The organism is Faecalibacterium duncaniae (assembly GCF_010509575.1).
Taxonomy (GTDB): Bacteria; Bacillota; Clostridia; order Oscillospirales; family Ruminococcaceae; genus Faecalibacterium; species Faecalibacterium duncaniae.
In genome coordinates this window covers 287,627-314,026 of sequence record NZ_CP048437.1, presented here as the reverse complement: position 1 = coordinate 314,026, position 26,400 = coordinate 287,627, and the positions used below count along the sequence as shown (strand labels likewise).

General features: G+C 51.2%; 22 protein-coding genes and 1 pseudogene. 4 read left to right on the top strand and 19 right to left on the bottom strand.

What is annotated here, in order from left to right:
* Positions 1 to 88: 88 nt before the first annotated feature.
* The 13 genes and pseudogenes from GXM22_RS01390 to GXM22_RS01330 all read right to left on the bottom strand — a co-directional run.
* Complete coding sequence (locus GXM22_RS01390) at positions 89 to 1,327, bottom strand: Wadjet anti-phage system protein JetD domain-containing protein (protein WP_005936595.1); 1,239 nt, start codon at positions 1,325 to 1,327, stop codon at positions 89 to 91.
* Complete coding sequence (locus GXM22_RS01385; RefSeq protein WP_005936598.1) at positions 1,287 to 4,670, bottom strand: ATP-binding protein; 3,384 nt, start codon at positions 4,668 to 4,670, stop codon at positions 1,287 to 1,289. The genes GXM22_RS01390 and GXM22_RS01385 overlap by 41 nt, the downstream gene beginning before the upstream one ends.
* Complete coding sequence (locus tag GXM22_RS01380; protein ID WP_005936600.1) at positions 4,621 to 5,268, bottom strand: DUF4194 domain-containing protein; 648 nt, start codon at positions 5,266 to 5,268, stop codon at positions 4,621 to 4,623. The genes GXM22_RS01385 and GXM22_RS01380 overlap by 50 nt, the downstream gene beginning before the upstream one ends.
* The gene (locus tag GXM22_RS01375) at positions 5,265 to 6,665 is read right to left on the bottom strand and encodes a Wadjet anti-phage system protein JetA family protein (protein WP_005936604.1); all 1,401 of its coding nucleotides are present in this window, start codon (positions 6,663 to 6,665) and stop codon (positions 5,265 to 5,267) included. The genes GXM22_RS01380 and GXM22_RS01375 overlap by 4 nt, the downstream gene beginning before the upstream one ends.
* Before the next feature lie 393 nt (positions 6,666 to 7,058).
* On the bottom strand, positions 7,059 to 7,466 hold the full coding sequence (locus GXM22_RS01370) for a PTS sugar transporter subunit IIA (protein WP_005936609.1): 408 nt from the start codon (positions 7,464 to 7,466) through the stop codon (positions 7,059 to 7,061).
* Positions 7,460 to 8,851, bottom strand: coding sequence for an MATE family efflux transporter (locus GXM22_RS01365; protein ID WP_005936612.1), 1,392 nt, complete (start codon positions 8,849 to 8,851; stop codon positions 7,460 to 7,462). Before GXM22_RS01365 ends, GXM22_RS01370 begins: the two co-directional genes overlap by 7 nt.
* A 74-nt stretch (positions 8,852 to 8,925) precedes the next feature.
* Positions 8,926 to 9,729, bottom strand: a complete 804-nt coding sequence (locus GXM22_RS01360; RefSeq protein ID WP_005936615.1) for a ChbG/HpnK family deacetylase — start codon at positions 9,727 to 9,729, stop codon at positions 8,926 to 8,928.
* Between the two features lie 14 nt (positions 9,730 to 9,743).
* On the bottom strand, positions 9,744 to 10,520 hold the full coding sequence (locus GXM22_RS01355) for a ChbG/HpnK family deacetylase (protein WP_005936618.1): 777 nt from the start codon (positions 10,518 to 10,520) through the stop codon (positions 9,744 to 9,746).
* Between the two features lie 74 nt (positions 10,521 to 10,594).
* Entirely contained in the window at positions 10,595 to 11,374 is a 780-nt protein-coding gene (locus GXM22_RS01350) for a PTS system mannose/fructose/sorbose family transporter subunit IID (protein WP_255569329.1), read from the bottom strand.
* Positions 11,375 to 11,413: 39 nt separating this feature from the next.
* The gene (locus tag GXM22_RS01345; protein ID WP_005936623.1) at positions 11,414 to 12,187 is read right to left on the bottom strand and encodes a PTS mannose/fructose/sorbose/N-acetylgalactosamine transporter subunit IIC; all 774 of its coding nucleotides are present in this window, start codon (positions 12,185 to 12,187) and stop codon (positions 11,414 to 11,416) included.
* Between the two features lie 18 nt (positions 12,188 to 12,205).
* Positions 12,206 to 12,706: a PTS sugar transporter subunit IIB gene (locus tag GXM22_RS01340; RefSeq protein WP_005936626.1), complete on the bottom strand. Its 501-nt coding sequence runs from the start codon at positions 12,704 to 12,706 to the stop codon at positions 12,206 to 12,208.
* A gap of 253 nt (positions 12,707 to 12,959) precedes the next feature.
* Entirely contained in the window at positions 12,960 to 14,897 is a 1,938-nt protein-coding gene (locus GXM22_RS01335; RefSeq protein ID WP_005936630.1) for a helix-turn-helix domain-containing protein, read from the bottom strand.
* A 354-nt stretch (positions 14,898 to 15,251) separates the two neighbouring features.
* Positions 15,252 to 15,467 (bottom strand): annotated as a pseudogene (locus tag GXM22_RS01330) (SDR family oxidoreductase); the annotation flags it as partial.
* 31 nt (positions 15,468 to 15,498) lie between these two features.
* Here GXM22_RS01330 and GXM22_RS01325 point away from each other — a divergent pair.
* Together GXM22_RS01325 and GXM22_RS01320 are read left to right on the top strand one after the other, a co-directional pair.
* Complete coding sequence (locus GXM22_RS01325; protein WP_005936649.1) at positions 15,499 to 16,296, top strand: recombinase family protein; 798 nt, start codon at positions 15,499 to 15,501, stop codon at positions 16,294 to 16,296.
* An 11-nt stretch (positions 16,297 to 16,307) separates the two neighbouring features.
* Positions 16,308 to 16,751, top strand: coding sequence for a hypothetical protein (locus tag GXM22_RS01320; protein WP_005936652.1), 444 nt, complete (start codon positions 16,308 to 16,310; stop codon positions 16,749 to 16,751).
* 230 nt (positions 16,752 to 16,981) lie between these two features.
* On the opposite strand, the gene GXM22_RS01315 is transcribed toward GXM22_RS01320, so the two are convergent.
* The 6 genes from GXM22_RS01315 to ppdK form a co-directional block, all read right to left on the bottom strand.
* The gene (locus GXM22_RS01315) at positions 16,982 to 17,938 is read right to left on the bottom strand and encodes a hypothetical protein (RefSeq protein WP_005936655.1); all 957 of its coding nucleotides are present in this window, start codon (positions 17,936 to 17,938) and stop codon (positions 16,982 to 16,984) included.
* Between the two features lie 9 nt (positions 17,939 to 17,947).
* The gene (locus GXM22_RS01310; protein WP_005936657.1) at positions 17,948 to 18,391 is read right to left on the bottom strand and encodes a DUF4869 domain-containing protein; all 444 of its coding nucleotides are present in this window, start codon (positions 18,389 to 18,391) and stop codon (positions 17,948 to 17,950) included.
* A gap of 244 nt (positions 18,392 to 18,635) precedes the next feature.
* Positions 18,636 to 19,319 carry an HAD family hydrolase gene (locus GXM22_RS01305; RefSeq protein WP_197036559.1) on the bottom strand — a complete coding sequence of 228 codons (684 nt, stop codon included), beginning with the start codon at positions 19,317 to 19,319 and terminating at the stop codon, positions 18,636 to 18,638.
* A gap of 51 nt (positions 19,320 to 19,370) precedes the next feature.
* Complete coding sequence (locus GXM22_RS15105; protein WP_005936663.1) at positions 19,371 to 19,634, bottom strand: hypothetical protein; 264 nt, start codon at positions 19,632 to 19,634, stop codon at positions 19,371 to 19,373.
* 479 nt (positions 19,635 to 20,113) lie between these two features.
* On the bottom strand, positions 20,114 to 21,697 hold the full coding sequence (locus GXM22_RS01300; protein WP_242700132.1) for a C69 family dipeptidase: 1,584 nt from the start codon (positions 21,695 to 21,697) through the stop codon (positions 20,114 to 20,116).
* A gap of 246 nt (positions 21,698 to 21,943) precedes the next feature.
* Entirely contained in the window at positions 21,944 to 24,610 is a 2,667-nt protein-coding gene (gene ppdK / locus GXM22_RS01295; RefSeq protein WP_005930157.1) for a pyruvate, phosphate dikinase, read from the bottom strand.
* 377 nt (positions 24,611 to 24,987) lie between these two features.
* On the opposite strand from ppdK, the gene GXM22_RS01290 reads away from it, so the two are divergent.
* Together GXM22_RS01290 and GXM22_RS15000 are read left to right on the top strand one after the other, a co-directional pair.
* Positions 24,988 to 25,743, top strand: coding sequence for a UDP-N-acetylglucosamine diphosphorylase (locus GXM22_RS01290; protein ID WP_005930161.1), 756 nt, complete (start codon positions 24,988 to 24,990; stop codon positions 25,741 to 25,743).
* Positions 25,744 to 26,027: 284 nt separating this feature from the next.
* Positions 26,028 to 26,165, top strand: coding sequence for a hypothetical protein (locus GXM22_RS15000; protein ID WP_005930165.1), 138 nt, complete (start codon positions 26,028 to 26,030; stop codon positions 26,163 to 26,165).
* Positions 26,166 to 26,400: the final 235 nt, after the last annotated feature.

Here is a 26,400-nt window from a genome sequence, read left to right as displayed (position 1 = left end):
CCTGAGCGGATGTCAAAATTGCAGAGCGTTGGAAAGAATAATAGTACGTTTTTATGGGGCAACAAGCGTTTTTATCTTCGCACGAATTCTACTCCAGAAATGTTTCTTGTTCGATTGTGACCCCATATTGCAAAATCTTATCAATTGCATCAACAAACAGCGTATGTCTTCCCGCATTCCGCTCTTCCTTCAGCTTCTTCAGATACTGCTCCGGCCGCTTCAGGCCATTTTTGTGGTACTGTTCCACAAAGCGCCCTTCCATACGCATGGGTTCAAGCTGTGGGAACACCGTTTGCAGGTTTTCAAACATACAAAAACCGCCCAGATCAATATCTGCCCAGAATCGAATTTGCATGGTTTCCCCTGCCGCAGCAGCCAGTTTTTCAAAAAGTTTTTTCTTCCGCGGGCTCAGAAAGCCGCCGTGATAAACAACAAGTTCTTGCGGCTGTTTTTCTGCCAGCAAATATTCATCATCGTTCGTTTTATTTTCGATAAAGGTAATGCAGCAGATGTTTTTCAGTTCAATGTCCACAATCTCTGACACAAGTGTACTGGGCAAAGCCAATCCATAAGGTTCTGCTACGCTGAGCCGTAGTTCTCCTTTCTTCAAGCAGATCGCGCAATCGCCCGAGAGTTCGTAAAGCTCCGGGCGGGCATAGATTCCCAGAAATGCAAGTTGATCCCGCTCACCAAGTTTCGCTTCTGTACAGGCCGCCGCCAGTTGGGTATTGTATTTTCGTGCAATGGTAAGAAACAGCTCCCGTACATTTCGCTCAAAATACTTGGTATCGTGAAAACACTGGCTGCTGAATGCACGCATCGTCACACTGCCGGACAGCTCCGCATACCGTTGAAACGTGAGCAAAAGCTCCTGCAGCAGACCGTCGTTTTCTCTGCAATACGTCGGCACTTTCATGCTGTTCCGCACCTGAGCACATACAGCATCACTCCATGCCGCGATCCATGGAACGGGATTGTCTGCCAGCTTCTGCATGATGATGTTTGCAACCTCTTCTGCCTTTTTTTGCGGATGCACTCTGTCGGCGCATTCATAGCACTGTGCGACCCGTTCCAGATCCAGCACAATGCAGGAGAGAACGCTCTGCTTTCTCGCCCATTCCAGACGCACCAAAGCCTGCTGCTCCAGCTCCCGCGCTGCAATATTGTAAGCGTCCCGAACCACCGCATCTTCGTATTGATACTCCGGCAACTCCCTTTTATCAATGCGCAGCATTACCCGACGTCTGGATGTGTTGGGTTCAGAAAGATGCTTACTATTTTCAAACTTATCCAGCAGACGATTCAGGATCACCTGTGCTTCCTTCATTCTGCATCTCCTTTCCAAATGGAATGATATGCATCCGGTATCCGGATTTGTCCACTAATAACGTACGGTCTGCAATGGGCATAATGTCCGAGACCTTATCCGGCGGCGTACAGATGATCGCCTGCAGCCCCATCTTTCGGAGAAGGAGTACACTCTCCGTGATCCGGTCACTATCCATTTTATTGAAAGCTTCATCGAACACCACCAGACGCACCGTATTACCAAAACGGGTAGCGTCGTTGACGCGGTACAGCTGGGCAAACGAGGCCAGCACCGCAATATAGAATGGCGTTTGTGTTTCGCCACCGGACTTCATATTCAGTGTTTGAGAAAGCAGCTGCTTGGAACCGTTCTGATCGGTCGTTTCCAAATCAAACTTCAGATACGTCCGGAAGTCTGTATAGCGGACGATATTCTCCTGCAGTTCGCTCTGTTTGCGGGCATTGAGCTGCGTATCGTCTGCCATTGTGATCTGGCTGAACAGTTTTTCGATCAATGGGCCGTATTTTTGCTGAAAGGGCAGTGCGAATAGACCGGATTCGCCTTCCATCAGTTCATCTGCCGTGATCATGTTATAGTAATCCAGATAATCCGGGTTTGGCCCTACGCGGAATTGGTACTTGTCTGTGCCAAATTGTGCCTGGCGCAGGGCCTTGTTCAGATTGTGCACCTGGTCTTGCACCTGGTCGATGCTGGATTTCAGTTTGGCAAGGAAATCGTTCTGGAATTGCTCCATTGCGCTTTCCCGTGCCGCCCGGATCTTTTCTTTGTATCGGGGCAGCTCGCTTTCCTGCAGAGTACGCCGTTCTTCCTCGTATTCTGTGTTATCCATCACCTCGATCTGGAATGCACAGGGTTTGAACCGTTCTGCATATTCTCTGCGTGCTGCAAACAGTTTCTTCTGAGCCCCGTCCATCGCCTTTGTGCTCTGCGCCAAACTGTCGCCGAAGTTCTTGCGGATGACATCTGCCTTTTTCAAGCGGACAAGCTCCTGCCGATAGCGGGGAACGCCGATGGTTTCTCGGTATTCCTTCGTGAACCCCTCGTTCAAAACATCTTCGATGGCCTCATACTGTTGGTATTTTTCCGGCAAGATCTCATATTCCAGCTGATGGATGCGGCCTTCCAACTTCCCTTTTTGCACATTTTTCGCATCTTTTTCCTTATTGAATGCAAGGATCTCTTCTTTCAACTGTTCAATGATGCGCCGCTGCTCATCCAACCAGAACAGATTCAGCTGGGAAAGCTGATTTTTGACTTCTGCGATTTCCTTGATGATCATCTGGACGCGCTGGTAGTCCTCCTGCTTTTGCGCCACATCGATTCGGACGAATCTTTGGGTAAAAAGCGGCTCCTGCAGGCCGGTCAGCTGCTTCTGGAGCGGCTGCCAATGCCGCAGCTCTTCCTGCAGACAGGCCAGTTCCTTTTCCAGATGGTCGATGCGGAGCTGCACCGCACGCCGCCCGATGAAGGCGTCTTCCATCCAGCCCTTCCGAAGTGCGCGGGCCACATAGCCCTGATACAGCATTCCTTCTTCCGTAATTGCCGTCTTATAGCAGCGCAACTGTTCTGCCGTGTCGCAGCATATCACCCGACCCAGAAGATAGTCCACATAGCTGCGTGCCAGCTTGTTTTCTGTCTCCACCTTTTCTGCCAGACTACCGGGCAACGGTCGAAGTGTTTCTTTTTCCCGCAGTTTTCCGATATCTACCAGACCAAACGCACGGTACTCTGCTTCCTGCTTCAGCCGGTCGTAAATGTTGAGTGCATCCTGATAACGTCCCGGCTCCACCAGCAGATAATATTTCTGGTTATTTAGGTAGCCTTCTACCGCTCCACGCCAGCGCTCATCTGCCATTTCCAGCACATCAGCCAGAATATAAACGGGAACCGCATGCCCCGTTTTATCTGCCAGATCCTTTTCCAGCCGGTCTTTGAACAGCAGAAGCCCATGGGGATAATCTTTGATGTTCCTGCGCAGATTTGCAAGCACCGCACTTTTCTGGTCGGCTTGCTTCTTCAGCTCTGCAATACGATCCTCTGTTTTATGAGCCGCACTGCGGACAGCATCCGACAATTCGGCCGCTGCCTGTTGCCCCATTTCAAACAACTCCACAGGCCGGGCAAACAATCCCTTCTCGTCACCAGTAAATACAGCATATGCTTTCTGCGCAGTGTTCGCCGCTTCCTGCACCGGTATGAGAAGTTCTTCCGGTTCCAGTTCTTGTATCTCCCCACAGAATCTCTGCAAACGCCGTGCTTCCCGCTTAATCTCCACTTCAAGATTTTGCAGACCCTGTTCCAGCTTTTTCTGCTCATCTCTCAGAGCCTTTTCCATGTTGAGCAGACGCTCTTCCTCCTGGAAAACGTTGCTCTGCCTGCAGGCCAGCTCAAGCTCACTGCGGCGCGTTTCTTTCTGTTCGATCTGCCGCTCAAGCTCCTCCCGTTGCTCATTCACATTTGCAAGGTTCTCCTTGCATTCAGTTCGTTCCAATTCCCTCTGGTCGATCTCTGTCTGCGCAGCTTCTTTTTCTGCCCACCGTACCAGAAACTTCTGGATCTGGCAGCGGTCTATGGCTTGGTTCATCTCCTGATACAGCCTGCTGATTTGCTGCAGCGCATCCAGCTTTTCCTGCTGACGCTGCGCCAGCAATTCGTGCCGTTTATAATCCCGGATGTTTTGCTGCATCAGCTCAATATTGGGCTTATCCGGAATATCGCAGATGTTCTCCGTAATAAATTTTTGGATATCCACAATTGGCCGGAACGAAACAGCCTTCTTCATCATCCGTAAGACCTGCTCGTTGTGGACGTTCCACTTTGCAAGCATGTTGCGGCGATACTCTTTTTGGGTATCGTAAAATTCTGTCCGTGCATAGTTCTGCTTCAAAAAACGGCGAAGTGCAGAAATCTCCATTGCCTCGCCCTGTTCAATAAAGCAATTTTCCGGCAGTGTCCCCGTGTAAATAAAGAATGTATCACGGTAACTTCCATCGCTGCGGCAGTCAAAGGTAACGCCTGTCACAAAACTGCTGCCCTCCATCTCATCCTGAAATTCGCAGACAATGTAGGTAGAAAAGTCCTTACCACGGCGGGAATACGGGCTGTTATCATCCATGTCGGCGCGCAGATAGCCTTCCAATGTGCGCTGCGATTTTTCGTTGGCTGCCTGATTAAAATTGCGGGAATTTGTCTCGCCCAGCAGCACGATCTGCAGTGCATCGATGACCGTTGACTTTCCGGCGCCGTTCTTGCCGGTCAGGAAATTGATGTCGCCCACTTCAATCAGTTCTTTACTGAAATAGAGCCAGTTGATCAGCAGGATTTTCTTCAGCTTCTTCATCTGTTTCCTCCTTTTTCAAAACAGACACCACCAAGTTCAGCTTTTCGCTGGAGACCGCAGAGAGAATGGTGGGCAGTATTGCGATCCTGCAGCTGCCCTGGTTGAATTTTCCTTCCAGTCTTTGAATCACAGAATGGTTTTCCAGTACCGTAAACGCGCGTTTGACCTCTTCCATATTCGGCTTAGCCGGAAAAACTGGATAGTCGGTCACCACTTTTTCCAGCACATCCCGCACAGTACACACGGCATCCTGCTCCAAACCCAAACGTTCCATATTTTCTTCGTAGATCAGCCGTAATGCCAGCAAAATCGCCGTTTCTTTTTTATTGAGGTTGCAACGGTTAGCCTCGTCTGTGTTCAACACATAAAAGTATCCGTTCAGTTCATCCCTGCGCAAATCCCAGTCCAGCAGACTCAGGTACTCCTGTACAGCCTCATAGTGCCGTGATAGAAAAAGATAGTCTGGGTTATCCACCCTGCCTTTTCCCGGCTGGTAGATGGTTCGCACAATGTATGTGCGGCTGAGCAGCTGATTGCAGACTGATTTGAATTGTTCCAGTTCTTTTGCCGTTGCATTGGTAACAAAATCAAAATTCACGGCTTCTTCTCCTTCCTCCGGATCTGCATTTGCGGGATCGAATAGCCATTTTTACAAAAAATGCCATCGAGTTCCTGGACCACATAACCGGCAGATGCATCCTTGCTTCCAAGGATTGCCAGCAAACTCATGATATAATCCTTGTCCTCTTCAAGCGAGAGCTCCTCCGAGCAACGAATGTCAGCGTCTCCCAGCCATCCCTGCACGTAAGCATTTACTGCTGCCCGGCCATATTTCGATTGCAGTAACTGTGCCGCTCTGACCTGTTCTTCCGTATTCGGTGCCTGATCATCTTGTATCAGCACCGACGCGGTTTTTGTCCGTTTTTCGGGGCGCTTACGGTACCACAGACTTTTTTCTGACAAAAAAGACTGCTCATACAATTGAAATGCCGGTTGTATCTGGTCCACCAGCTCAGCCGCCCTGCGGTTTCTGGACAGTGTCGTCAGCAAAACATTCAAATTGCCGCGCACGCTTTGATCTCGGTTCGTCAGGTTCTCGATTTTCTGTGTTGCTGCCCTGGTATAGCGCCGGACCTGCGTATCAATTTCCTCAAGATAGTCCTTCTCTAAATTGTCATAGCGTTCTTCGATCCAGAAAATTTTCCTCAGCAGATCGGCACGGCAGTCTTCCAATGTCTTGCCCCGCTTATCACGCAATGCTTCATTTGCCATCGCCATCAGCAAGGTATCATCCTCTTCCCAGCGCCTAAGCACAGACTGAATGGGCACACGATACTTCGGCACTGAATCTTTGATTTTCAGCGGACGGATATATGCCTCCACAACCTTTTGTCCGAAGTCGTTAAAGTGTGCAGCCAGCACCTGGTTGACATCCTGCATATCGATCTGCGTCTGAAAATAATGCTTCACATTATGATAGACCATTTGCAACAAGCTAATCAGCGCCGTTGTGTTATCGTAGGCACTATAGAGAGCCGTCATTTTATCGTAAGCATTGTTGCTGTCGTCGGCGGTCTTTAAGACTGAGAAAGTTCCGAACACATAGGAATATCCACGAGCCGGGCTATCATCGCAGAGTTGGTGGAATAATTCCAGCAAACGGCTGCTGTAATTAGGAATCGTGATATACTCTTCAAAGTCGTCCCCGCGTTCTTTCTCAAACCACCCCTTACTACACAGCTTGCGGATCAAAAAACGAGCGCGGCCAGAGATATCCCTCAGTTCCTCTTCGTCAATGTCTTCATCTTCAAACGTAGCATCCGCCAGTTCCTGCTCCAGCCTGCCGCGCAGCATGGAATACAAGACATCTTCCCGTATTTTCAGGTTTTCTTGGTATGCTGCGTACAGTACGTCCAGTGCATCCGCATATAAAATACGGTTGGGCGAAGCCAGCGGCGAGAAAAGTTCGCTTGGAACCGCTTCAAAAAACTTCATAGGCCTACCACCTTATTCGACTGATATACGCTTTCTTTTCTATTATTGTAACCTCTTTCCTCTTACAAAACAAGATGCAAAAAGCTCTTGGCCTCCATTACAGAAGCCAAGAGCTTTTTTCTTCTTTGTCCTATCAGATTTTATTTCCGGGGAGACTTAATCGCAGCCTGGGCGGGTGCCAAAATTACAGAGCGTTGGGAATCATTCTTCTCCCTCCGGGTGCTGCTCAACGCTTCCTTTTGAACTGAGCAGCATCGGCTTGCGATGTCTTTTTACTTCTTCTATGGGAGCAGGAGGCCGCGAGCTTGAGTCTCGCCACTCTGACCGCAAGAAAAGCCACGATGAAACGTCACAATATGAACATTCGTCGTGGCTTTTCCTACTGCTTTTTCCTTAGAAGAAGGATTCATCCTCTGTCTCATTGGTTTCCAGATTTACCCTGCGCAGATAGCTGCGGCTTTCCTCCAGAATCTCCTCCAGTCGCTCATCGGACAATTCTTCCTCACACAAGACGTTCATCATGAATGTCATGTTGACGCCGCTGACCAGACGCGTGTTCGGCTTCTGGAGATATGGATACATTGACTGATTGACGCTGCCTCCATACAGATCGCTGCAAAGCAGGACTTGATCCTCAGCAGAAACGGTTTTGTAGAAATCATCCAGATGCTCCTGCACGGTATCGTTGTCTACATAGGCATCAAAAACCGTCAGATTTTGTTGCGCTCCCAGAAGGATCTCGCAGGAACTCCTGATGCCGCTGGCAAAGCGGCCATGAGAGGACAGAAAAATCTTTAACATGAATCGGCATTCCTTTCTTCCGTACTGTCGGAGACGATCCGAAAGCATTTTTTACTTTTGAAACGGAACAGACACACAAAAACCTTGATGATCCAGTCCAGTTTCATGCAGACATATACGACAAATGCCGGCAACTTCAAGACAACACCGGTGAGCCATCCAAGTGGAATGGAAATCAGCCAAAGAAATGTGGCATCAATCATCATGCAGAACCGTGTGTCTCCACCACCCCGCAGGATACCCTTTGTCAGCACGGACTGCAGTGCCTGAAATACAATGATAAAGCTGATCGCGTCCAGGAGCTGCATGGCAATGTCATGTGTTTCAGCGGAAAGGTTGTAGGCATTGACCACAAACGGCCCGATGATCATTAAAATGAGGCTGGTTCCCAGGCTAAACAACACGGTCAAGATGATCATGGTTGTGCTTTCCCGGTAAGCCTTGTCCAATTTGCCGCTTCCCACATTGTTTCCGGTGATCACGGCCGCGGCCTGTCCGATGCCTTGTGTCATGACTGTGCAAAGGCGCTGGATCATGGCAACGATGGAATTGGCTGCTACAAACGATGTTCCGATGTGGCCGATGATGACCGAGACCATGCTGTTGCCGATACCCAGAAGCATGTCAGAGCACAGAACCGGAATGCAGTATTTGCAGTATGTACCCAGCAGATCTCCGACCGGCATCCAAAGATCCCGGATGCGGAAGCGCAACTGCTTTTCCTGGAAGAAGAAGTGTCCGCCGATCACGATCAGCTCAAACAGACGGGCAAGAACGGTTCCGATTGCGGCACCGGCAATCTGCATCTGTGGCACACCAAAGTGACCAAAAATAAAGACCCAGTTAAAAAAGATGTTGACGAAGAAACTGCCAATCGATGCGTAGAGCGGGATCTTTACATCATGAATAGACCGCAGAATCAAGGTCAGGGTCATTGTGATGGCCATCATTACAAAAGAAGCTGTGCTGTACCGGAGATAAATTGCACCCTTTTCGATCACAGCAGTGTCGGCTGTATAGATCCGGAGAAGCTCCTCCGGGAAAAACAACGAGATCACCATGCAGACGACGGCCACAGAGAGAATTACACGCAGCATGATCGCAACCGTCTTTTTCACATTGTTGTAGTCGCCTTTGCCATAAAACTGCGCACTGAGAACGGATGCACCGCCACCGACACCCATACAGGCGATCTGGAACAGGTTGATAAAATCATTTGCCAGCGAAGAACCGGAAAGCTGTATCTCACCAAAGCTGCCCAGCATCACAGTGTCCATAATGTTCACGCCCACCGTGATCATATTCTGGATGATCACAGGAAGTGCAAGCATCAGCATCAGCCTGTAAAAGCCTGGTTCCTTTACCAATAGTGTCTTTTTTTCCATTTTGTCATCATATGCTCCATTTTTTCCAGTGGCGCATATCCCTTTATGCGTTTTAAGCGCAGATGCGCGGTGGTTTATTTCGCGTGCTCTGCCAGATACTGATCAAAGCTGATCAGCTCAATGCCGTTTGCCTTGACCCATTCCTTGATCTTCGGCGAGCAGAGCGCTTCGAGTTCTCTGCCGCGGATGACGGAAAAAGTCGACATGTTTTGCAATTCACCATCGCAGTAACCGCAGTGGGTTGCAAGCATCGCATACGGTGCATTGAAGTCGAACTCACAGCCGCCAGAAAGAATATGCCCGATGACATCCGTTGCACCCTGTTCAGCCAGACCGTAAGATGGCTTGCGGTCATTCGGGTCGACCTTCATGTTTTTATAGTACCAGCGTGTGCCGACCGGCAGATCCTTCAGACCAAAGCAGTTCAGCAGTACGCCATATTCCTCTGCAATATCCACCATGGCCTGCTCGACTTCCGGTGTGGAAAGCGAATGCCCTGCAAAGTAGCACGGCTTGCGGCCCACAATTTCGATGAAATTTTCGACCTGCTGTTTCATTTCACGGTAGATCTGGTCGTAAGGAATCTCATACAGATTTTCCAGTTTGCGGCGGGTCGAAGAAATAAAAATGCCGTTTTCATCCACCAGTGCAGGGATGTCCTTCGGGTCGCTGGCGGGCAGCCCGGACACAAGATTCAGGTCCTGACCAACCGAAACATGCGGATACTTTTTCAACTCGTTCACCGCATAGCGGGCCTGTGCAGCATTGTTTGTCATCAGGCCCACATCGGTCAGAATCCCGCAGCGGGCTGCGCGCAGGCAGCCGTCGGTGATGCTGTCGGTCATGGCATAATCGGCGCCTCGTACAATCAGTTTCATCTGTTTCTCCTTTCTTATTTCAGGTCACGGTATGTGATCAGCTCAACGTTGTTGCGGAGGATCCAGTTCTTCACAAAGTCCGAGGTGAATACTTCGTGATCTTTGCAGCGGATGACCGAATAGGTCGTGTAACGGAACAGATCTGCATCCACAAAGCCGACATGACCGCCCAAAAGGACGTATTCGTGCCCCAGTGCCTCATCCAGATGTTCCCGGACATACGCCAGTGCATCGGTTTCCAGCTGCTTTTCCACCGTGAAAGGCTTGGTATTGTAACCGTTGGCAGCCCAGTACATATTCACCTTTTTGTGGCAGTCTGCGCTGTACGGAACGCCGCTTTCTTCCGACAGGGTCCGGATCGCCCGGATATAGGCCGGGCTGCTGCGGCTGATGGAGTGTCCGTGCAGATATTCCGGCGGCTGCCCTGCAAGACGGACAAAGTGCTTCAGCTGTGCCCGCAGTTCGGTCAGCACCTGTTCGTAGGGCCACAGCTCTTCCTTACCAAAGCGCGGATCTGCCATTTTGACGGTGGAACGGATAAAATGTCCGTCCTGATCCACCAGGTCCGGGAGCAGTTCCGGGTCAGAGACCGGATCTCCGGAGACAATATTGAAGTCGATGCCAAAGCACACCTGCGGATAATCTTGGATAAAGGATGCGGCGTGCTCGCTTTCCGGCATATTTACAAACAACCCGGTATTCCGGACGACACCGTTTTCAATTGCATCCAGAATGCCACAGGTCACACCACGGGTAAATCCGTAGTCGTCCGATTGCGTCAGCAGTTTCATTTCGACCTCTCCCTTCTCAACATAAAAACTAGGGAAGGAAGGTGCTTTGCGAGCCTTCCTTCCCCGTCACAATTTTACAGAATACCAACCAGCGAGAGCAGAATGCATCCACCCATAATGATGAAGATCAGTTTGACTGGGGTCAGGCCCTTCTGCAGAGCCTTATAGCTACCCCACCAGAGAACAAGGCTGAGCAGACCAGGCATCACATTGTCCAGAATGCCCTGAATGTTGATTTCTGCGCCGTTGACCACCGGTGCCAGAGCAATGTTGATCTTGATATTGGAAGCAATCAGAACACCGACCATCATGGCACCCAGAATGCCGGCAACTTCCATCAGCATAGAAATAATGCCGGATTCCGAAGCCTGATCGATCAAAGAGGTGCCGGTGCGGTAACCGGTCATGAACAGCACATACTTGAGTGCAAGAAGACCGAAGCCGAACAGTGCTACAAACAGCAGTGGTCCAAGAAGATTGCCGTCGGCTGCAATTCCGATGGCGATGCCGGCTACGATAACACGGACACAGTTGAAGAAGAACGAGTCACCAATACCGGCCAGGGGGCCCATCAGGGATGCAATGACACTGGTGATCGTGCCGGGTTCCACGTTGCCCTTTTCTGCGCGTTCCTTTTCCATTGCACAGGCAATGCCTGCCAACAGACCATACATGGTCTGGTTTGTGTTGATGTACTCTGAAGCGTGGCGGGTAAGCGCTTCTTTTTTGGCTTCGTCATCCTGATAATATTTTTCAATAACCGGTGCCGTGGACAGCACCATGGCACGTCCCTGACCAACCACATTGCTGGTGGTGCGCATGCAGGACAGAGAGCCCCAATAGCATTTGTTCAGGATTTTTTTTTTTCTTCCGGCGAAATCGTATTCTGCTTATTAGGCATAGAAATCGTCACCTCCAACCGTATTTTCAACCTGCTTCAGAGCACGAGAACGATCAAAGACCATGTAGGCACAGACAAAGCCGAGGATTGCCACGGAGAGCACCGGCATTGCCAGATATTTGGTCAGAACAAAGCCAACCAGAACGAACGGTACGGTGTACTTCGAGAAAATGGCCTGGGTCGTCAGCGCCAGGCCGACGACCACCAGCATACCGCCGGATGCCGACAGACCATTCATCAGCCAGGCGGGGATCGCATCGAATGTGGTCGTGATCACGGTGGATCCGAAGTAGCAGCACAGGAAGATGACGGCAGTATCCAGCAGGTGCTGGAGCACGATGGCCTGGAACCAGACCAGACGGTTGTACTTTTTGACATCGCCCTGCTTGGCGGCGTTCATCAGGGGCACTTCCATCAGGTTGCCAACCATTGTGGTGACCGGCATCAGGCCAAGGCACAGAGCACCGATCGGAACTGCGATTGCAATGCCCTCCTCCATGGAGATCCCGGACAGGATCGCGAGGCCCACGCCAACTGCCGTACCCGAACGATAATCGGCTGCGAGAGAACCGCCGATGCCGGAAATGCCCATATAAACAGCTTCCAGCGAGGCACCCATTATAACGCCGGCCTTCAGGTCACCGCAGAGCAAACCGATCACTGTGCCCAGCACGATCGGGCGGGTCATGGTCTGCCATCCCAGAATGCCGTCAATCAGCCATGTGATCCAGTAAGCAAACGCTACAAGCAATGCAGGAACTAACATACTGTGTTTCCTCCTTTTTTATTTCCATTCAGCCTTTTCCGCTGCTGCAACAAAGGCCTTCAGGGACGTTTTTTCGGTCGAGGGCAGACTTTGGACATAAGCGTCCGCAACACGTTCGCTGATCTCCTTCAATGCACCAAGATCGTCCCGATCCAACTGCACATACATAGAAACGCTTGCGGTATGTTCTGCCTTGCGGTTGTGGTAATTACCCAAGTTGACATTTTTCAGTCCCAGCGCCGAAACCAGTTTCAGCGCATCCTTGGGGTTGTCCGTCAGCAAAAAAATCTTCATGCGTTCTGCGCGCGGATCCTGCAGAAGTCCGATCACCTCGTCCACGCTGCGAACATGGGTCTTTTTGCCCGGCGGCGCTGCAATCAGCAGCATTTTCTTTTTGAGCGGGTTCTGGGCCGCTTCGTCGCTTGCACATACGATGGTGTCGATGTCCAATGCCTTTGACCAGCTGGTTGCAACCTGACCATGGATTAGACGTTCATCAATTCTGAGCAAAGCAATCATTGTGTGTCCTCCTTTTTTGATGTGGATCACTTTCCGGAAAAGTTTCTGAGTGTATTATAACAAGTCTGCCACAGACTTTCCTTGTCTGATTTTTTCGAGCACTTTACATAAAAAATTGCATCATTGTACAAATTTGACAAGCTCATATGCTTGTTTTTGACAAAGTGCACAAAAAACACCACACAGGATCCCACGCTCCCTCAGAGAGAGCAGGAATTCTATGCGGTGTTATCGTTTTTTCAAAAGGGCAGCATCATTTGAGCAGCCGGTTAATCTGATTGTTCAGCGTTTCCGGGCAGGGGCAGCTGGTAAGCGTAGCCCAGAACAGCGGGTCCTGTATCAGCTCGTAGAGCAGCAAATTGATGATCCGGATGTTTTGGGCATTTACACGTCCGGAAAGCAGCAGATAACGGGAGACTCGCTTGTCACCGACCCGGAGCCGACTTTTCAATTTCCCGAACTGCAGCAGACTGTGTGGCGCCGTCTGTTGCGTGAGAAGCAGAACCAGACAGTCATTCACACAGATCGTTTTCTTCTGGATTTCTTCCACCGTGAAAGCAGCAACGGGAAAGGCACGGCTCTCTGCCAGAAGCTCTTCGGCCCACCCATCACTCAGCTTCAGCTCCTGGGTGCGGATATCTTCTTTTTTCAGGTCATTTCCAAACAGGTCCCGCAGCATCTGAAGATAGGCATTGATGTTGTTGAGATCGTTCCGGATCTCTGCATATGAAAGAAACAGCGGATCGTTGGACAGGCGTTCATCGCACAGGATCAGATCATACTTTTTCCGAGCCTCCGGGATGTTTTCCAGCATGTCAACATAGGTACAGCATTCCACCGAGCTGTAATACCGCGGGTTCAGCTTTGCAAGGAGAAGGTTCCGGATCATTTCGGAAGCATAAATGTCGGAACGGGCGGTGATCCCGATGCGGAGCCGCGGCGCAGCATAATCCATCCCCTGAATATAAAAGGCAATCAGTTCACACAGCGGAGCACAGCAGATTCCGGCCGCCTCGTTTCCATAGCGTTCCGCAAGGAGCTGCTGGATGTTCTGGTAGAGAAGCATCACCAGCGGATAGTCTGAGATCATCTGTGCCCGGCTTTCAGAGTGCCCTGCATGTTCGGACAGCAAACCCATCTGATGGTGAATGATCAGGCGGTAGAGCGTTGTCCGGAGAATGGAACTGTACAGGCCGGTGATGGAGAAGCCGTAACTTCGCAGCAGATAGCCATCCACCATGCGGTACAGGTCGTTGGCTTCCTCGGGAAAGGTTGCTTCCACAAAGGCGCAGAACTCCTCCGGTTCGTCATACATTTCAAACAACATCATGGCAACCGATAAAATCTCCTGTTCGGAAAATGCTTCCCCGCCAAAACAGGACCGGGTAATGTCCGCACTGATCTTCATCAGCCGTTCGGAGTTGCGGACATAGCCGATGATGGCCGGATGGATGTTTTCAAAACCGGAAAATATCCTTCCCTGCCGGATGCGCAGGTGCTGGAAGAAGATATAATACGTCAGCCGCCGGACCTGTGCCTGGGAATAATTGCAGCTATTATGCAGCAGCGCTTCATACACTTTCTCCCGAAGCACGGGGTAGTGCGGATTGCTGAGCCCTTCCGCGATCTCAGGATAATCTTCTTCCGGAATAACGTTCACGTCCAGCAGACTATAGATCGCCATCAGACAGCGCCGGATGTTCCATTCGTTGCCCATAGGGTACACTCCGTAATGGGGCGCGTTTTCCAGCCGGATGTTATAACTTTGCAAAAAGGTGCGGCAAAGTTTGATTGCATTGCGCAGATTGCTGCGGGAAAAAACCATTGTTTCTGACACAGCATCCAAATCCGTATGGTCATTGGCAAGAAGAATCTTTCTGGCAATATAAAGCCCTCTGACCAGTTCGCTCCGGTTTGTAAGGTTTCTGCGGTGGCGATTGTAGAAGGACCACATCCCCTTATAGTGCTGCTGAAACTGTTTCTCATCGGTGACGGTCCAATGGATCCGGTTTTCTTCAAAATGATACTCGATCCCATAGAACTTTTGCAGTTCTTTCAGACGCTGCTGACAGATGCTGTACTCATAGCGGCTCATTCCAAAATGCCGGATAAAGTATTCCGGAGTTAGATCTGGCCGCAGGATGATATAACATGCCTTTTTGTAATCGTCAATCGAATAATCCTGAAACATATTGCGAATCCCCTTTTGCCCGAACACCGTAAAGATTCCCTGTGCCTGACACCCACTGAATTTCCGGTTCTGCTGTGTAGCTTGTCGGCAGTTGTCATAAGTGTACTACATCGTTTTGCACTTTACAAGAACTGCCCGGTGTGATTTTCTCAGATGCATGGATTCTGGAGCACTTACGCCGCCATGCTTTCAATAAAAAGTCAAGAAATATGAAATAACATTGGCTCGACAAATTATGAACAATCATCCGCGAAAGAAGCACTTGGGAAAAAGAAGGTCGACATACGACAAAAGCCGCCCGGAAGCGTCTGAGAACATTTCCGGGCGGCTTTCTGTTTGTTTTAAAGGACGGAGTTACTTGGGCTGACGGCCGATGTAAGCCAGGATGCCGCCATCGGCGTACAGGATCTGGCCGTTGACGAAGTCAGAAGCATGGCTGGCTAGGAACACGCAGGGGCCCACCATGTCCTCGGGGTCGCCCCAGCGGCCGGACGGGGTCTTAGCGCAGATGAAGGTGTCGAAGGGGTGACGGCTGCCGTCCGGCTGGGTCTCGCGCAGGGGAGCGGTCTGGAGCGCATGGCAAAGGTCGTTACTACCATTCATGACCTGGTGGGTGATTAAGGTCAACCGTACATACGTTATCAACGAGGAACAGGCTGCAACCATACGAATGGTTTTCACGCTCTATTCGCAGGGCTACGGGGAAAAGGCGATCGTCAATGAACTTTCCCGGCTGGGCCGCAAGGATGGGCACGGAAACGTCAGTTGGTCCTGTACAAAAATCAGCCGTATCCTTCGTAACGCAACGTATATGGGCTATGTCTGCTACAACAAGTCCAAGGTCAACAACTATCTTGAAAAGAAACGCATCAACAATCTGGATGAAACCTCCTTCGTCTATGTAAAAGGCAACTTCGAACCCATCGTATCAGAAGCCCTCTGGCATGAATGTGAGCGCATCCGTAAAAGCCGTATTGTCAATCTGCGTCTTCCTGATGGAGAAACACGACGCAAGGGCATTGACAGCACCAAATATTTATGGGTCGCAAAACTTCGTTGCCGCTGCGGTTCTTCCTACCGCATTTTCAACTGGCGTAAACTGAAGGACGGAACGCCGGTCTTTGGCTACCAATGCAATATGCGAACTGTCAACCCGACCCGTTCCTTCGTTCTGGAGCACAACATGACCGAACAGCTCAGTTGTGATGCCATTTCTATCCCGGAGTGGAAGCTGGAGCTGATGGCGAAGAAGATCTTTGAAAAGGTCTGGGGCAATCAAAATAAAGCCATTCTCCGTGCCTGCAAGATGATCGAAAGCTGCCAGAACGGAAAAGCCGCCACACGAATGTCCGCTGCACCGATTCAGAGCCAGATCGAAAAAATCAAAAACGCAAGCTGAACTACGCTGCCATGCGTGCAGACGGCGAACTGCCACGAGAAGAATATCAAGCCCTTTGCAAACAGGCAGATGACGAGATTGCCCGCTTAGAGCAGGAGTTGAAAGCCCTCTCCCCTGCGCCCGAACCGCAGACGGTTTCTTCGGACCTGAAAGCAATCTACGATTTTCTCTCTCAGAAGGTCGATGTGCACGGTGCCCGTCTTGCTCCCGAATTGATCGACCAGTTCGTTGAAGTGGTCACCCCCTTTGCCGATTACTCCTACCGCTGGAAGCTGAACACCGGCTGCAAGAAGTCCAAAGAGGAACGCACCAATCTGATGGCTGTATCGGAAAAGCCCCTCCTCACCTTCACCATCGACTTTGAAACCGCCAAGCGTTACCGAGAAGCCAACAAGATGCCCCACCAGTTCCGCCGTGCAGCGTGGATCGACCTGACTGTGGAGGTGTATCTGTGATGCTTCTGGGAAGCGCCCCCGTGTTAAACGCAATTCACCTCATACATGAGCAAACAAATAAGGCCCACCGCTAAAATTGGCGGTGAGCCTTATTTTATGCTTGATTTTTAACGATAATTCGCCATAAAATCCTTATGCTCTTGGGTTTTTAATAGCAGCCTGAGCGGGTGCCAAAATTACAGAGCGTTCGGAGTAGCGATGATACGCTATTTGTGAATTTCCAGTGTATTTTACCCCATCTCCGCAATGATCTTCTCCAAATTTTCTTCCTGCAAATAGAATTCCGGCAGTTTTGCCTTGTCATACCGCATATAGGAAATGTCTTTCGTCCGCTGTTCCAGCAAGTTCGTGAAGAATCGCTCCCAGCTGAAGAATTCGCTGCTCTCGATGAAATCTGCCGGATGTTGCAGGATTTCAAGAATGTCCGGCTGTCCGAGCAAATCCGCTTTCAAAAGCAGCCATTCCAGGGATTCCGGCAGGTACAAGCTGAACTTTGCGTTGTCCTCCTGCATCAGGCGATAAATGTCGTTCATCTGCGGGCCAAATGCCGCACCATCCGCAATTACCAGAACCTTCTCGGATTTCAGCAGAAGAATCTTTTGTTTGATGTTATCTTTTCCTGCCGCAGAGATACAGACAATGCCGTATTTCTCACCGATGTTTGTAAACAGCTGATACCCGGAATTTGCATCCTCTGTCAGCAGCTTTTCAACACCTTCCAGCTGCACATTGCTGGCTGTCAGCGAATCATAAATCGGGTACGCTTTGTTATAGGTCCGTTTGAAGCGGCTGGTGGTCTTTTTCAGTTCCAGAATGGCGTTTACGCTGTACGGCAGGGTACTCAGATCTTCTCTTGTGACCAGCACATAGTAGTTGTCCGAATGTTGGATTGCACGGGCGAAATCCAGACTCGAAACAAAGGTACTGCCTTCATCTACAAACACGATGCTGTCATGGGTCGCATTCAGCTGCAATTCCCAGTTAACACCCGACAGTACCCGGCACGGCTTATCACAGCTCACTGTTACGCCGCTCTGTCGGCCATAGGTCTCGTATGCTTGCAGCATCTCTACCAGCGTTGTTTTTCCGGTGGCGCTGTCCCCTCGCAGAATCGTAATGTTCCGTTCCAGTTCGATTGTGAAAACGACCCGTCCACTTCGGACTTCGATTTTATGTTTTCCCTTCATCCTATCGCCTCACACAAACTGAAATGCAATCGGCATCAGTTCTTCCATGCTGTGCACCACATCACCGGTATTCAGGACTTTCACATCCACCGGGAATTTTTTCTTGCCGAAATCCATGAGATGCCGCAGGTTGATGGTCAAGTCCTTCTTTTTCGCCAGCTTCAGAATAAAGGGTGCACAGTTATCGCCACAAGTTGAGGCATTGAATACCTTTTCCGGGTCATTTGCCATCAGCAAAAGCGTTTTCGTACCGCCAGACAGTTTTTCCGGCGAGATGACCCCCAGAACCGGGCTTTCCACCGCATGAGGGCCTTTGACATCGGACTTGTCAATTTTCTTGATGACCTCTTTGGCAAAGTCAGAAGTCAGCCATTCATCTTCGTAGGTATAGTTAAAATAGACCGAAGTATTGTAGACAGCCTCCGGCATATCTCCAAAGTAGATGTTCAACATGGTATCACCTCGCAGATGTGAGTCATTTTCTATTATTGTACCTTCTTTCCACTCACAAAACAAGACGTAAAAGGCTCTTGACCTCCTATTACAGAAGCCAAGAGCCTTTTATTACACTATGCAAATTTCAGTCGATTCCTATTTTTTCAATGTGCAATCACAATATTTCGTATCAGCAGAAAATAATTTTCACCACCAAAAGAAAGGGTTTCTCTCTCAAAACGCATGAAAGGCTCACAGTGTTTTAGATTCCTTCGATTTGATGTTGGAGCTTGTTAAGCTCCCGTTGAAGCTTCTGGTACTCTCTGGGGGAAACAGCAGACTTCATATGGTCTGCTAACGATTGCATAGTAATGTATAAATTGTATGTCTCTGCCGGATTTTTCAGAGTTCGTTGTTCTGTTTTGACTCCTTCATTAATAGAAATCTGTCCGATAACTAGTTTGATATACTTAAACAGTTCGGAATCTTCGGAGTAGTCAGCCGGAGCATAAAAATTGATTCGACCATCATTGAACAGTTGATATACTTTCTCACGCTTGTTCTTTTCAGGGTCGAAAACACCAATTGAATAACCGCCCTTGCTCTTTACAAGGCGCATACAAGGGATATCTGTAGCACTGTCTCCAATATAGACGATATTCTCATATGGAGTAACAAGGGCAGACTCAGGCACACTATCGTTTACTCTCTCATCGTACTCTTCAAAGATTCCTTTGGCAATCCGGAATATGAATTGAGTCTTATTGGTATAGTTTACGGCCTGTGCTGGCCATTCGGCAACACCATCCGCAGAATACAGGTACGACGATGCATAGACGCGGCTGAAATACTGGGCGATATTACTTCCTTCAATAATCTCCTTCAGCCCGGACGATATGATGTAATGATGAACTTCAATACCATTTTCCTCACCGTACTGATTCACCCGTTCAAACCACGTATCCACTCCATTGTATAAGGGAACGTCCTTTCCTACCTAGTTGAAGTAGCTACGACTGAGGGGTTTTCTAAGAGCTTTAGACTTGACAACAAGCTGATACATCCAAGCGAGATTGTTGTCCATAAGGTTGTCTTTTGCAAGTTGATTGGACTCTGGCCAAAAATCCTCAGGTCTCATTCCAAGTGAGGGAATCAATGTGAACGACTGCATATCATCGGGAGAAAGAGTTTTATCGAAGTCATAGCATATTGCCATGCGCGGCTTTTGAGTCACAACTTCTTGTCTTGCATTTTCGGACATTTAGAGTCCCTCCTTTATTTACGTTGGTTTATTACTTTTTATTTTAGCGTAAAAATCGACAAAAACAAGGGGCGCGTATGTAAAAGAGTCTCGCACAAAATAGCAGCACATCAAAAAATCCCTTGACTTCCATTACAGAAGTCAAGGGACTCATTTCACTTTTAAACTATTTATGCCATAGAAAAAACCTTATTTCCTTGGACTTTTAATCGCAGCCTGGGCGGGTGCCAAAATTACAGAGCGTTCGGAGTAACGATGATACGTTATTTGTGAACTTCCAGTGTGTTTCACCCCATCTCCGCAATGATCTTCTCCAAATTTTCTTCCTGCAAATAGAATTCCGGCAGTTTTGCCTTGTCATATAGAACGAATGGGCGGCGTTTGCAAGGAGCAGTCACGCACAAAGCGCCCCCGGCTTCCTGTCATGGAAACCGGGGGCGCTGCGGTTTTATGGGAAACGCCTCAGGCGCTGCAAAGCCTCAGTGCAGCAGAGAGCTGACCCATGCCCGGGCGGCCGTCTTGGCCTGGAGCTTGTTATACATCTTCAGGGTGGTGTTGTACACCTTCTGGCTCATGGCATTGCTGGCGTTGGTGGCGGCAGCCTGCTTGGCCTCAAGCGTGTCGGCAGCGGCAACAGCGGCCTTCATATCGGCGTAGTCGGCCATGATCTCCTGCTGGAGCGCGGCGTAGCTGGCCTTGGCTGCAGCCTGATCCTTTGCGGTGACCTGATTGCCATTGCTGCCGTAGGTCAGCAGGTTGGAGAGGGCGTCACGCACGCCGTAGAAGGAGTCGGTCCAGTCGTCCGGGTAGGTGTAGTAGCGGCCCTTGGCATCCTGATACCAGACGCCCTCGGTGGGCTGCTCGTCGGAACGGGTGACCTTATGGACCGAGACCTTGTAGACATCTGCGGTGTCGGTGGTCAGCATCGGATAGTAAGGGACGAAGGCGTTGTACACGTCGTCGTCAAAAGCGGTCCACTCGGTAATGGCGGTGTTCAGATCGCCGGTGGCGCTCACCTGGAACAGATGAGTCTCCACATTGCCCGTCTTGCCGATGGGCTCGGTCTGAAAGAAGTGGATGGAATCCTCCACCGAGAACTTCTTGGTCAGCTGGATGTTGGAGTAGACCGGGACGATGGCACCGTTCTCGCCGACGTTGCTGATGGCAAAGTCGGTCTCACTGTAGTTGTCCTTTGTAAAGGTGTCGGTGCCGTACAGGTAGTTCAGGCCGGCTGCCATGCGGTCCGATGCGATGTCGCCGTTGTAGGAGGCATCCAGATCGATGACATTGGCAGCGGCATCGCCCACAAAGGTACCGGCTTTCTGGGCCACGGAGATCAGGTTGGCAGAGGCCACCACATGGTCGGTGTCATCCAGATCGATCTTGCCCATAGCGGCGATGTTGGGCTGCATGAAGACCACGCTGGAGGAGAGCTTCAGGGCAAGGTAGGTGTGGCCCGTCAGGTTCTCCACGAACCAGGTCTCATTCTGGTCGGCAATGAACACGCCGGAGCCGCCGGCTGCACCGGCGTTGTCGTAGATGGAGGTCAGCAGAGCAACACCCTCGCGGGCCGTGGAAGCTTCGCTCAGCAGCACCGTGGTGATCTCGGCTTCCTCAATGCCGTTGTCCACATAGGGGTCTACGCTCAGCACGGCGTCGGTGCCGTAGAGAGACTCGGTGGCAGAGACCATGACACCCTTCTCGTTGGTGCCAGCCTCCTCATAGGGGGTGTGCTCGTGGGTGCTGTCGCAGTCCGGGCAAACACCCAGACCGTTGTCGTCCCGGCGGGCGGTGTAGCGGTAGCTGTCGTGGGTGAAGGTGTAGGTAAAGCCGTAGCAGCCCTCGTACACCTCGCCCGCGGTGTGCTTCCCGGCGGGGCTGATGTTGAACAGCTTGTTGTAATCGTTGGTGCCCAGATCCTCGATCCGGCCAAACATGGTGGTGCCATCCTCGGTGAGGTCGCTGCCGACATAGAGTGCCGTGCAGGCGAAGGCGGAAGGAACCACGGCAAGCGTCATCGCACAGGCGATGAAAGCCGCAGCAATTTTCTTCTTCAAAGACATAATAGTATCGATCCCTCTCTTGTTGATTGTCGGCATTTCGTCGGCGGGTGTTATAATACACCCATTTTAATGAAAATGCAAGTATTTTCCCGAAATTTTAGCATATATTCATTTTTTATATGGTATATATTCATACTGTGTTTTTCATTTGCCCCTCCGTGAGCGCAAAAAACCGCCCCGGCTTCCTCTTTCGGAAACCGAGGCGGTTCGTTTGCGTTATTTGTGTCGGTTCAAGCCCTCACGCAATTACTTGCGGGGGTTCTTGATCGCAGCCTGAGCAGCAGCCAGACGTGCAATGGGCACACGGAAGGGAGAGCAGCTGACGTAGTCCAGACCGACGTTGTGGCAGAACTCCACGCTCGTGGGATCGCCGCCGTGCTCACCGCAGATACCCAGGCCCAGATCGGGACGGGTCTCACGGCCATCGTGTGCGGCCATCTTGACCAGCTTACCCACGCCGATCTGATCCAGGTGCTGGAACGGATCGCTCTCGTAGATCTTGTTCTCGTAGTAAGCGCCCAGGAACTTGGCAGCGTCATCACGGCTGAAGCCGAAGGTCATCTGGGTCAGGTCGTTGGTGCCGAAGCTGAAGAACTCAGCCTCCTTGGCGATCTCGCCGGCAGTCAGGGCTGCACGGGGGATCTCAATCATGGTACCGACCTGATACTTCATGTCAACGCCAGCAGCAGCGATCAGCTCATCAGCGACCTTGACAACGACATCCTTGACGAACTTCAGCTCCTTGACCTCGCCGACCAGCGGGATCATGATATGCGGGGTGATCATGCAGCCGGTCTCAGCGGAGACGTTCAGGGCAGCCTTGATGACAGCGCGGGTCTGCATAGCAGCGATCTCGGGATAGGTGACAGCCAGACGGCAACCACGGTGACCCATCATGGGGTTGAACTCGTGCAGAGAAGCAACCACGTTCTTCAGGTCATCGAAGGTCATACCCATATCGGCAGCCAGCTCCTTGATGTCCTCGTCCTTGGTGGGCAGGAACTCGTGCAGAGGGGGATCCAGGTAGCGGATGGTCATCGGGCGCTCACCCATGATGCGGTACATGGCCTCGAAGTCACCCTGCTGGAACGGCTCGACCTTAGCCAGAGCAGCTTCGCGCTCTTCCACGGTACGTGCGCAGATCATCTCACGGACAGCCTTGATGCGGTCCTCAGCGAAGAACATGTGCTCGGTACGGCACAGGCCGATGCCCTCAGCACCCAGGTCAACAGCCTGCTGTGCGTCGCGGGGGTTATCGGCGTTGGTCATAACCAGCAGCTGACGAGCTGCGTCTGCCCAACCCATGAAGCGGTTGAAGTTCTTGTTGCCGGTAGCGGCCACGGTAGCGACCTGCTCGCCGTAGATGTTGCCGGTGGAACCATCGATGGAGATCCAGTCGCCCTCAACGAACTTGTGGCCGTTGATCTCGAAGGTCTTTGCTTCCTCGTCGATCTTGACCTCGTTGTCGTTGCCGCAGCCGGAGACACAGCAAGTGCCCATACCACGGGCAACAACGGCTGCGTGGCTGGTCATGCCGCCGCGGACGGTCAGGATGCCCTGAGACACCTGCATGCCCACGATATCCTCGGGGCTGGTCTCCAGACGGACCAGAACGACCTTCTTCATCTTGCCGGACTTGACCATCTCCTCTGCTTCCTCAGCGGTAAAGACGATCTGGCCGCAGGCGGAACCAGGAGAAGCTGCCAGGCCCTTGCCGACGACTTCGGCGGCCTTCAGGGCAGCGGCATCAAACTGGGGATGCAGCAGGGTATCCAGCTGCTTGGGCTCCACGCGCAGGACAGCCTCCTGCTCGGTGATCATGCCCTCGTCCACCAGGTCACATGCGATCTGCAGAGCAGCCTGAGCGGTACGCTTGCCGTTACGGGTCTGCAGCATGTACAGGTGGCCATCCTCAATGGTGAACTCCATATCCTGCATATCGCGGAAGTAGTTCTCCAGACGGGTTGCGATCTCAACGAACTGATCGTACACCTCAGGCATCTGATCCTTCAGGTGGCTGATGGGAGAAGGAGTGCGCACGCCTGCGACGACGTCCTCGCCCTGTGCATTGATCAGGTACTCGCCCATCAGCTTCTTTGCACCGGTGGCGGGGTCACGGGTGAATGCAACGCCGGTGCCGGAACGGTCGCCGGAGTTGCCGAATGCCATCTGCTGCACGTTGACAGCGGTGCCCCACTCGTAGGGGATCTCGTTCATCTTGCGGTAAACGTTTGCACGGGGGTTGTCCCAGCTGCGGAACACAGCCTTGACTGCCTCGATCAGCTGATCACGGGGATCCTGGGGGAACGGCTTGCCCTCGTTCTCCTCGTAGATCTTCTTGAAGACGCCGACCAGTTCCTTCAGGTCGTCAGCAGTCAGGTCAACGTCGTTCTTGACGCCCTTGGCTTCCTTCATCTTGTCGATCTCGACCTCGAACAGGCTCTTCGGGACCATCATAACAACGTCTGCAAACATCTGCACGAAGCGGCGGTAGCAGTCGTATGCGAAGCGAGCGTTGCCAGTCTTCTTTGCCAGACCTTCCACAGCCTCATCGTTCAGGCCCAGGTTCAGGATGGTATCCATCATGCCGGGCATGGACTGACGGGCACCGGAACGGACAGAGACCAGCAGGGGGTTGGTGTTGTCGCCAAACTTCTTGCCGGTGATCTCTTCCAGACCCTTGAGATGCTCGAAGATGTCAGCAGTGATATCGTCATTGATCTGACGGCCGTCTGCATAGTACTGGGTGCAGGCATCCGTGGTGATGGTGAAGCCCTGGGGAACCGGCATACCGGCAGCAGTCATCTCTGCCAGACCGGCACCCTTGCCGCCCAGAGTATTTTTCATGGTGACCTTGTCGCCGCCGAAGGCATCGTTGCCCTCGCTGAAGTAGTACAGATACTTTTTGCTCATGCGTGTTTACCTCCCATTTGGTGACCCCCGGTGCCACGCCCGGCGGTCTCATCGCACTTTTTTCTCAAAGCTGATGAACATTGTCTTGTGAATGCTAAACTATTATACCAGAAAATTCCCACATTGCCACCGGGCAAAACACCGAATTTGTTTGATAAATTTTGTGCAATTCCCTTGAAATTTACCCAGTTTTCCGCTATTATAAAATGGGAGAAAGTTCGAGAGGTTTTTTGTTTTACAGAGCCATTTTTCCGCATCTGGGATACATGCTGTTATCCATTAAAAATTCCGGCGGAATTCCACCTGCGGAACGGGCCGGAATTTCTCCCTCATGGATACAACAAAATACCACACCTTCCCAAGGAGGGACACTATTTATGGAAACCATTTCCAACGAAGCTCTGGCCGCAGCACGCGCCAAACTGGACGCTGCCGAAAGCCGGCGCGAGAACATCCTGCTTTTTCACATCGCCAACGGCGTGAACATTGAGAACCGTACCGTCCAGATCGACGAAGGCGTTGTCATCGCCCCGGGAGCCACCATTCTGGCGGGCACCATCCTGCGCGGCAAGACGGTCATCGGCGCAGGATGCGTCATCGGCCCCAACAGCCTGATCGAGGACAGCATCGTGGACGAGGGCACCACTGTCAACGCCAGCCAGGTCTACGGCAGCCATCTGGGCCCCCACAACAACATCGGCCCCTTCACCCATGTGCGGGTGAACACTGTCACCGACTACGGCGTGCATCTGGGTGCCTATGTGGAGACCAAGAACTCCAACTTTGCCCGGGGCAACACCGTGAGCCACCTGACCTACATCGGTGATAGTGACGTGGGCAAGTACTGCAACTTCGGCTGCGGCACCGTTACCTGCAACTACGACGGCAAGGATAAGTTCCGCACCCAGATCGGCGATTACTGCTTCATTGGCTGCAACACCAATCTTGTTGCCCCGGTCAAGGTAGGCGACGGTGCCTACACCGCCGCAGGCAGCACCATCACCAAGGACGTGCCCGCACAGGCACTGGGCATCGCCCGGGAGCGCCAGACCAACCTTGAGGGCTGGGCCGCCCCCAAGATGGAGGCCTATATCGCCAAAAAGCAGAAGCTGGAGGAGGAGCAGAACAAGTAACTCTCCCGCTACCTTATAAGGTATTATACAAAAAGCACCGCCCTACGCTTTTCAGAGTGCAGGGCGGTGCTTTTGATTGTTTTTTTGTCAGAGATTATGGTATACTGTGGCCAATGCTGGAAACAGCAGGAAAAAAGGCGCTGTCTGCAATGCAGGTGGTCATGCTCCCACTCCCAGCCATTTGAAGTTCTGCGCACGCGGAACTCAACTCCGGGAAACGGACTTTTTTGATTTTTGAATCGTATCTTTTCCCGGAGCCTTACGGCGAAGGGAGGGGATGTCAAATGTCGCTGACAGAAGTTTGCGCTCTGTTGACCGTGGTGATTGGCTTGCTGACACTACTCGTTACAGTCGCAAAAGCATCATTCGATGCCGGATGGAAAATTTCGCACGACCATGACGATAAAAACAAAAAAGATTGACTGCCTCCAACTTCCAATTCGAGCAGTCAATCTTTTTGACTAACAGGAGCGGGAGCTGACCGTTTGCAGGCCAGCGCCTTTTCTATTTGTAGTATAGTCAATTTTCAGCAGTTTGTCAAGGTATGGAGCGCCGGGGGCCGGCCGCCATTTTTGTTGTTTTTCCCGCAAAACAGATTTCTTTTTCTTCGCGCGTATGTTATACTAAAGAACTGTACCACACATTATTTTATGCAAA

Bases quoted from the DNA above. Each gene is read 5' to 3' on its own strand.
- GXM22_RS01360 (WP_005936615.1), bottom strand. From the start codon at position 9,729: ATGAAACTGATTGTACGAGGCGCCGATTATGCCATGACCGACAGCATC.
- GXM22_RS01345 (WP_005936623.1), bottom strand. From the start codon at position 12,187: ATGTTAGTTCCTGCATTGCTTGTAGCGTTTGCTTACTGGATCACATGG.
- GXM22_RS01315 (WP_005936655.1), bottom strand. From the start codon at position 17,938: ATGAAGGGAAAACATAAAATCGAAGTCCGAAGTGGACGGGTCGTTTTC.
- GXM22_RS01300 (WP_242700132.1), bottom strand. From the start codon at position 21,697: ATGTCTTTGAAGAAGAAAATTGCTGCGGCTTTCATCGCCTGTGCGATG.
- GXM22_RS01320 (WP_005936652.1), top strand. From the start codon at position 16,308: ATGCGTGCAGACGGCGAACTGCCACGAGAAGAATATCAAGCCCTTTGC.
- GXM22_RS01385 (WP_005936598.1), bottom strand. From the start codon at position 4,670: ATGAAGAAGCTGAAGAAAATCCTGCTGATCAACTGGCTCTATTTCAGT.
- GXM22_RS01355 (WP_005936618.1), bottom strand. From the start codon at position 10,520: ATGAAACTGCTGACGCAATCGGACGACTACGGATTTACCCGTGGTGTG.
- GXM22_RS01370 (WP_005936609.1), bottom strand. From the start codon at position 7,466: ATGTTAAAGATTTTTCTGTCCTCTCATGGCCGCTTTGCCAGCGGCATC.
- GXM22_RS15000 (WP_005930165.1), top strand. From the start codon at position 26,028: ATGTCGCTGACAGAAGTTTGCGCTCTGTTGACCGTGGTGATTGGCTTG.
- GXM22_RS01375 (WP_005936604.1), bottom strand. From the start codon at position 6,665: ATGAAGTTTTTTGAAGCGGTTCCAAGCGAACTTTTCTCGCCGCTGGCT.
- GXM22_RS15105 (WP_005936663.1), bottom strand. From the start codon at position 19,634: ATGTCCGAAAATGCAAGACAAGAAGTTGTGACTCAAAAGCCGCGCATG.
- GXM22_RS01310 (WP_005936657.1), bottom strand. From the start codon at position 18,391: ATGTTGAACATCTACTTTGGAGATATGCCGGAGGCTGTCTACAATACT.
- ppdK (WP_005930157.1), bottom strand. From the start codon at position 24,610: ATGAGCAAAAAGTATCTGTACTACTTCAGCGAGGGCAACGATGCCTTC.
- GXM22_RS01340 (WP_005936626.1), bottom strand. From the start codon at position 12,706: ATGATTGCTTTGCTCAGAATTGATGAACGTCTAATCCATGGTCAGGTT.
- GXM22_RS01290 (WP_005930161.1), top strand. From the start codon at position 24,988: ATGGAAACCATTTCCAACGAAGCTCTGGCCGCAGCACGCGCCAAACTG.
- GXM22_RS01365 (WP_005936612.1), bottom strand. From the start codon at position 8,851: ATGGAAAAAAAGACACTATTGGTAAAGGAACCAGGCTTTTACAGGCTG.
- GXM22_RS01390 (WP_005936595.1), bottom strand. From the start codon at position 1,327: ATGAAGGAAGCACAGGTGATCCTGAATCGTCTGCTGGATAAGTTTGAA.
- GXM22_RS01335 (WP_005936630.1), bottom strand. From the start codon at position 14,897: ATGTTTCAGGATTATTCGATTGACGATTACAAAAAGGCATGTTATATC.
- GXM22_RS01325 (WP_005936649.1), top strand. From the start codon at position 15,499: ATGACCTGGTGGGTGATTAAGGTCAACCGTACATACGTTATCAACGAG.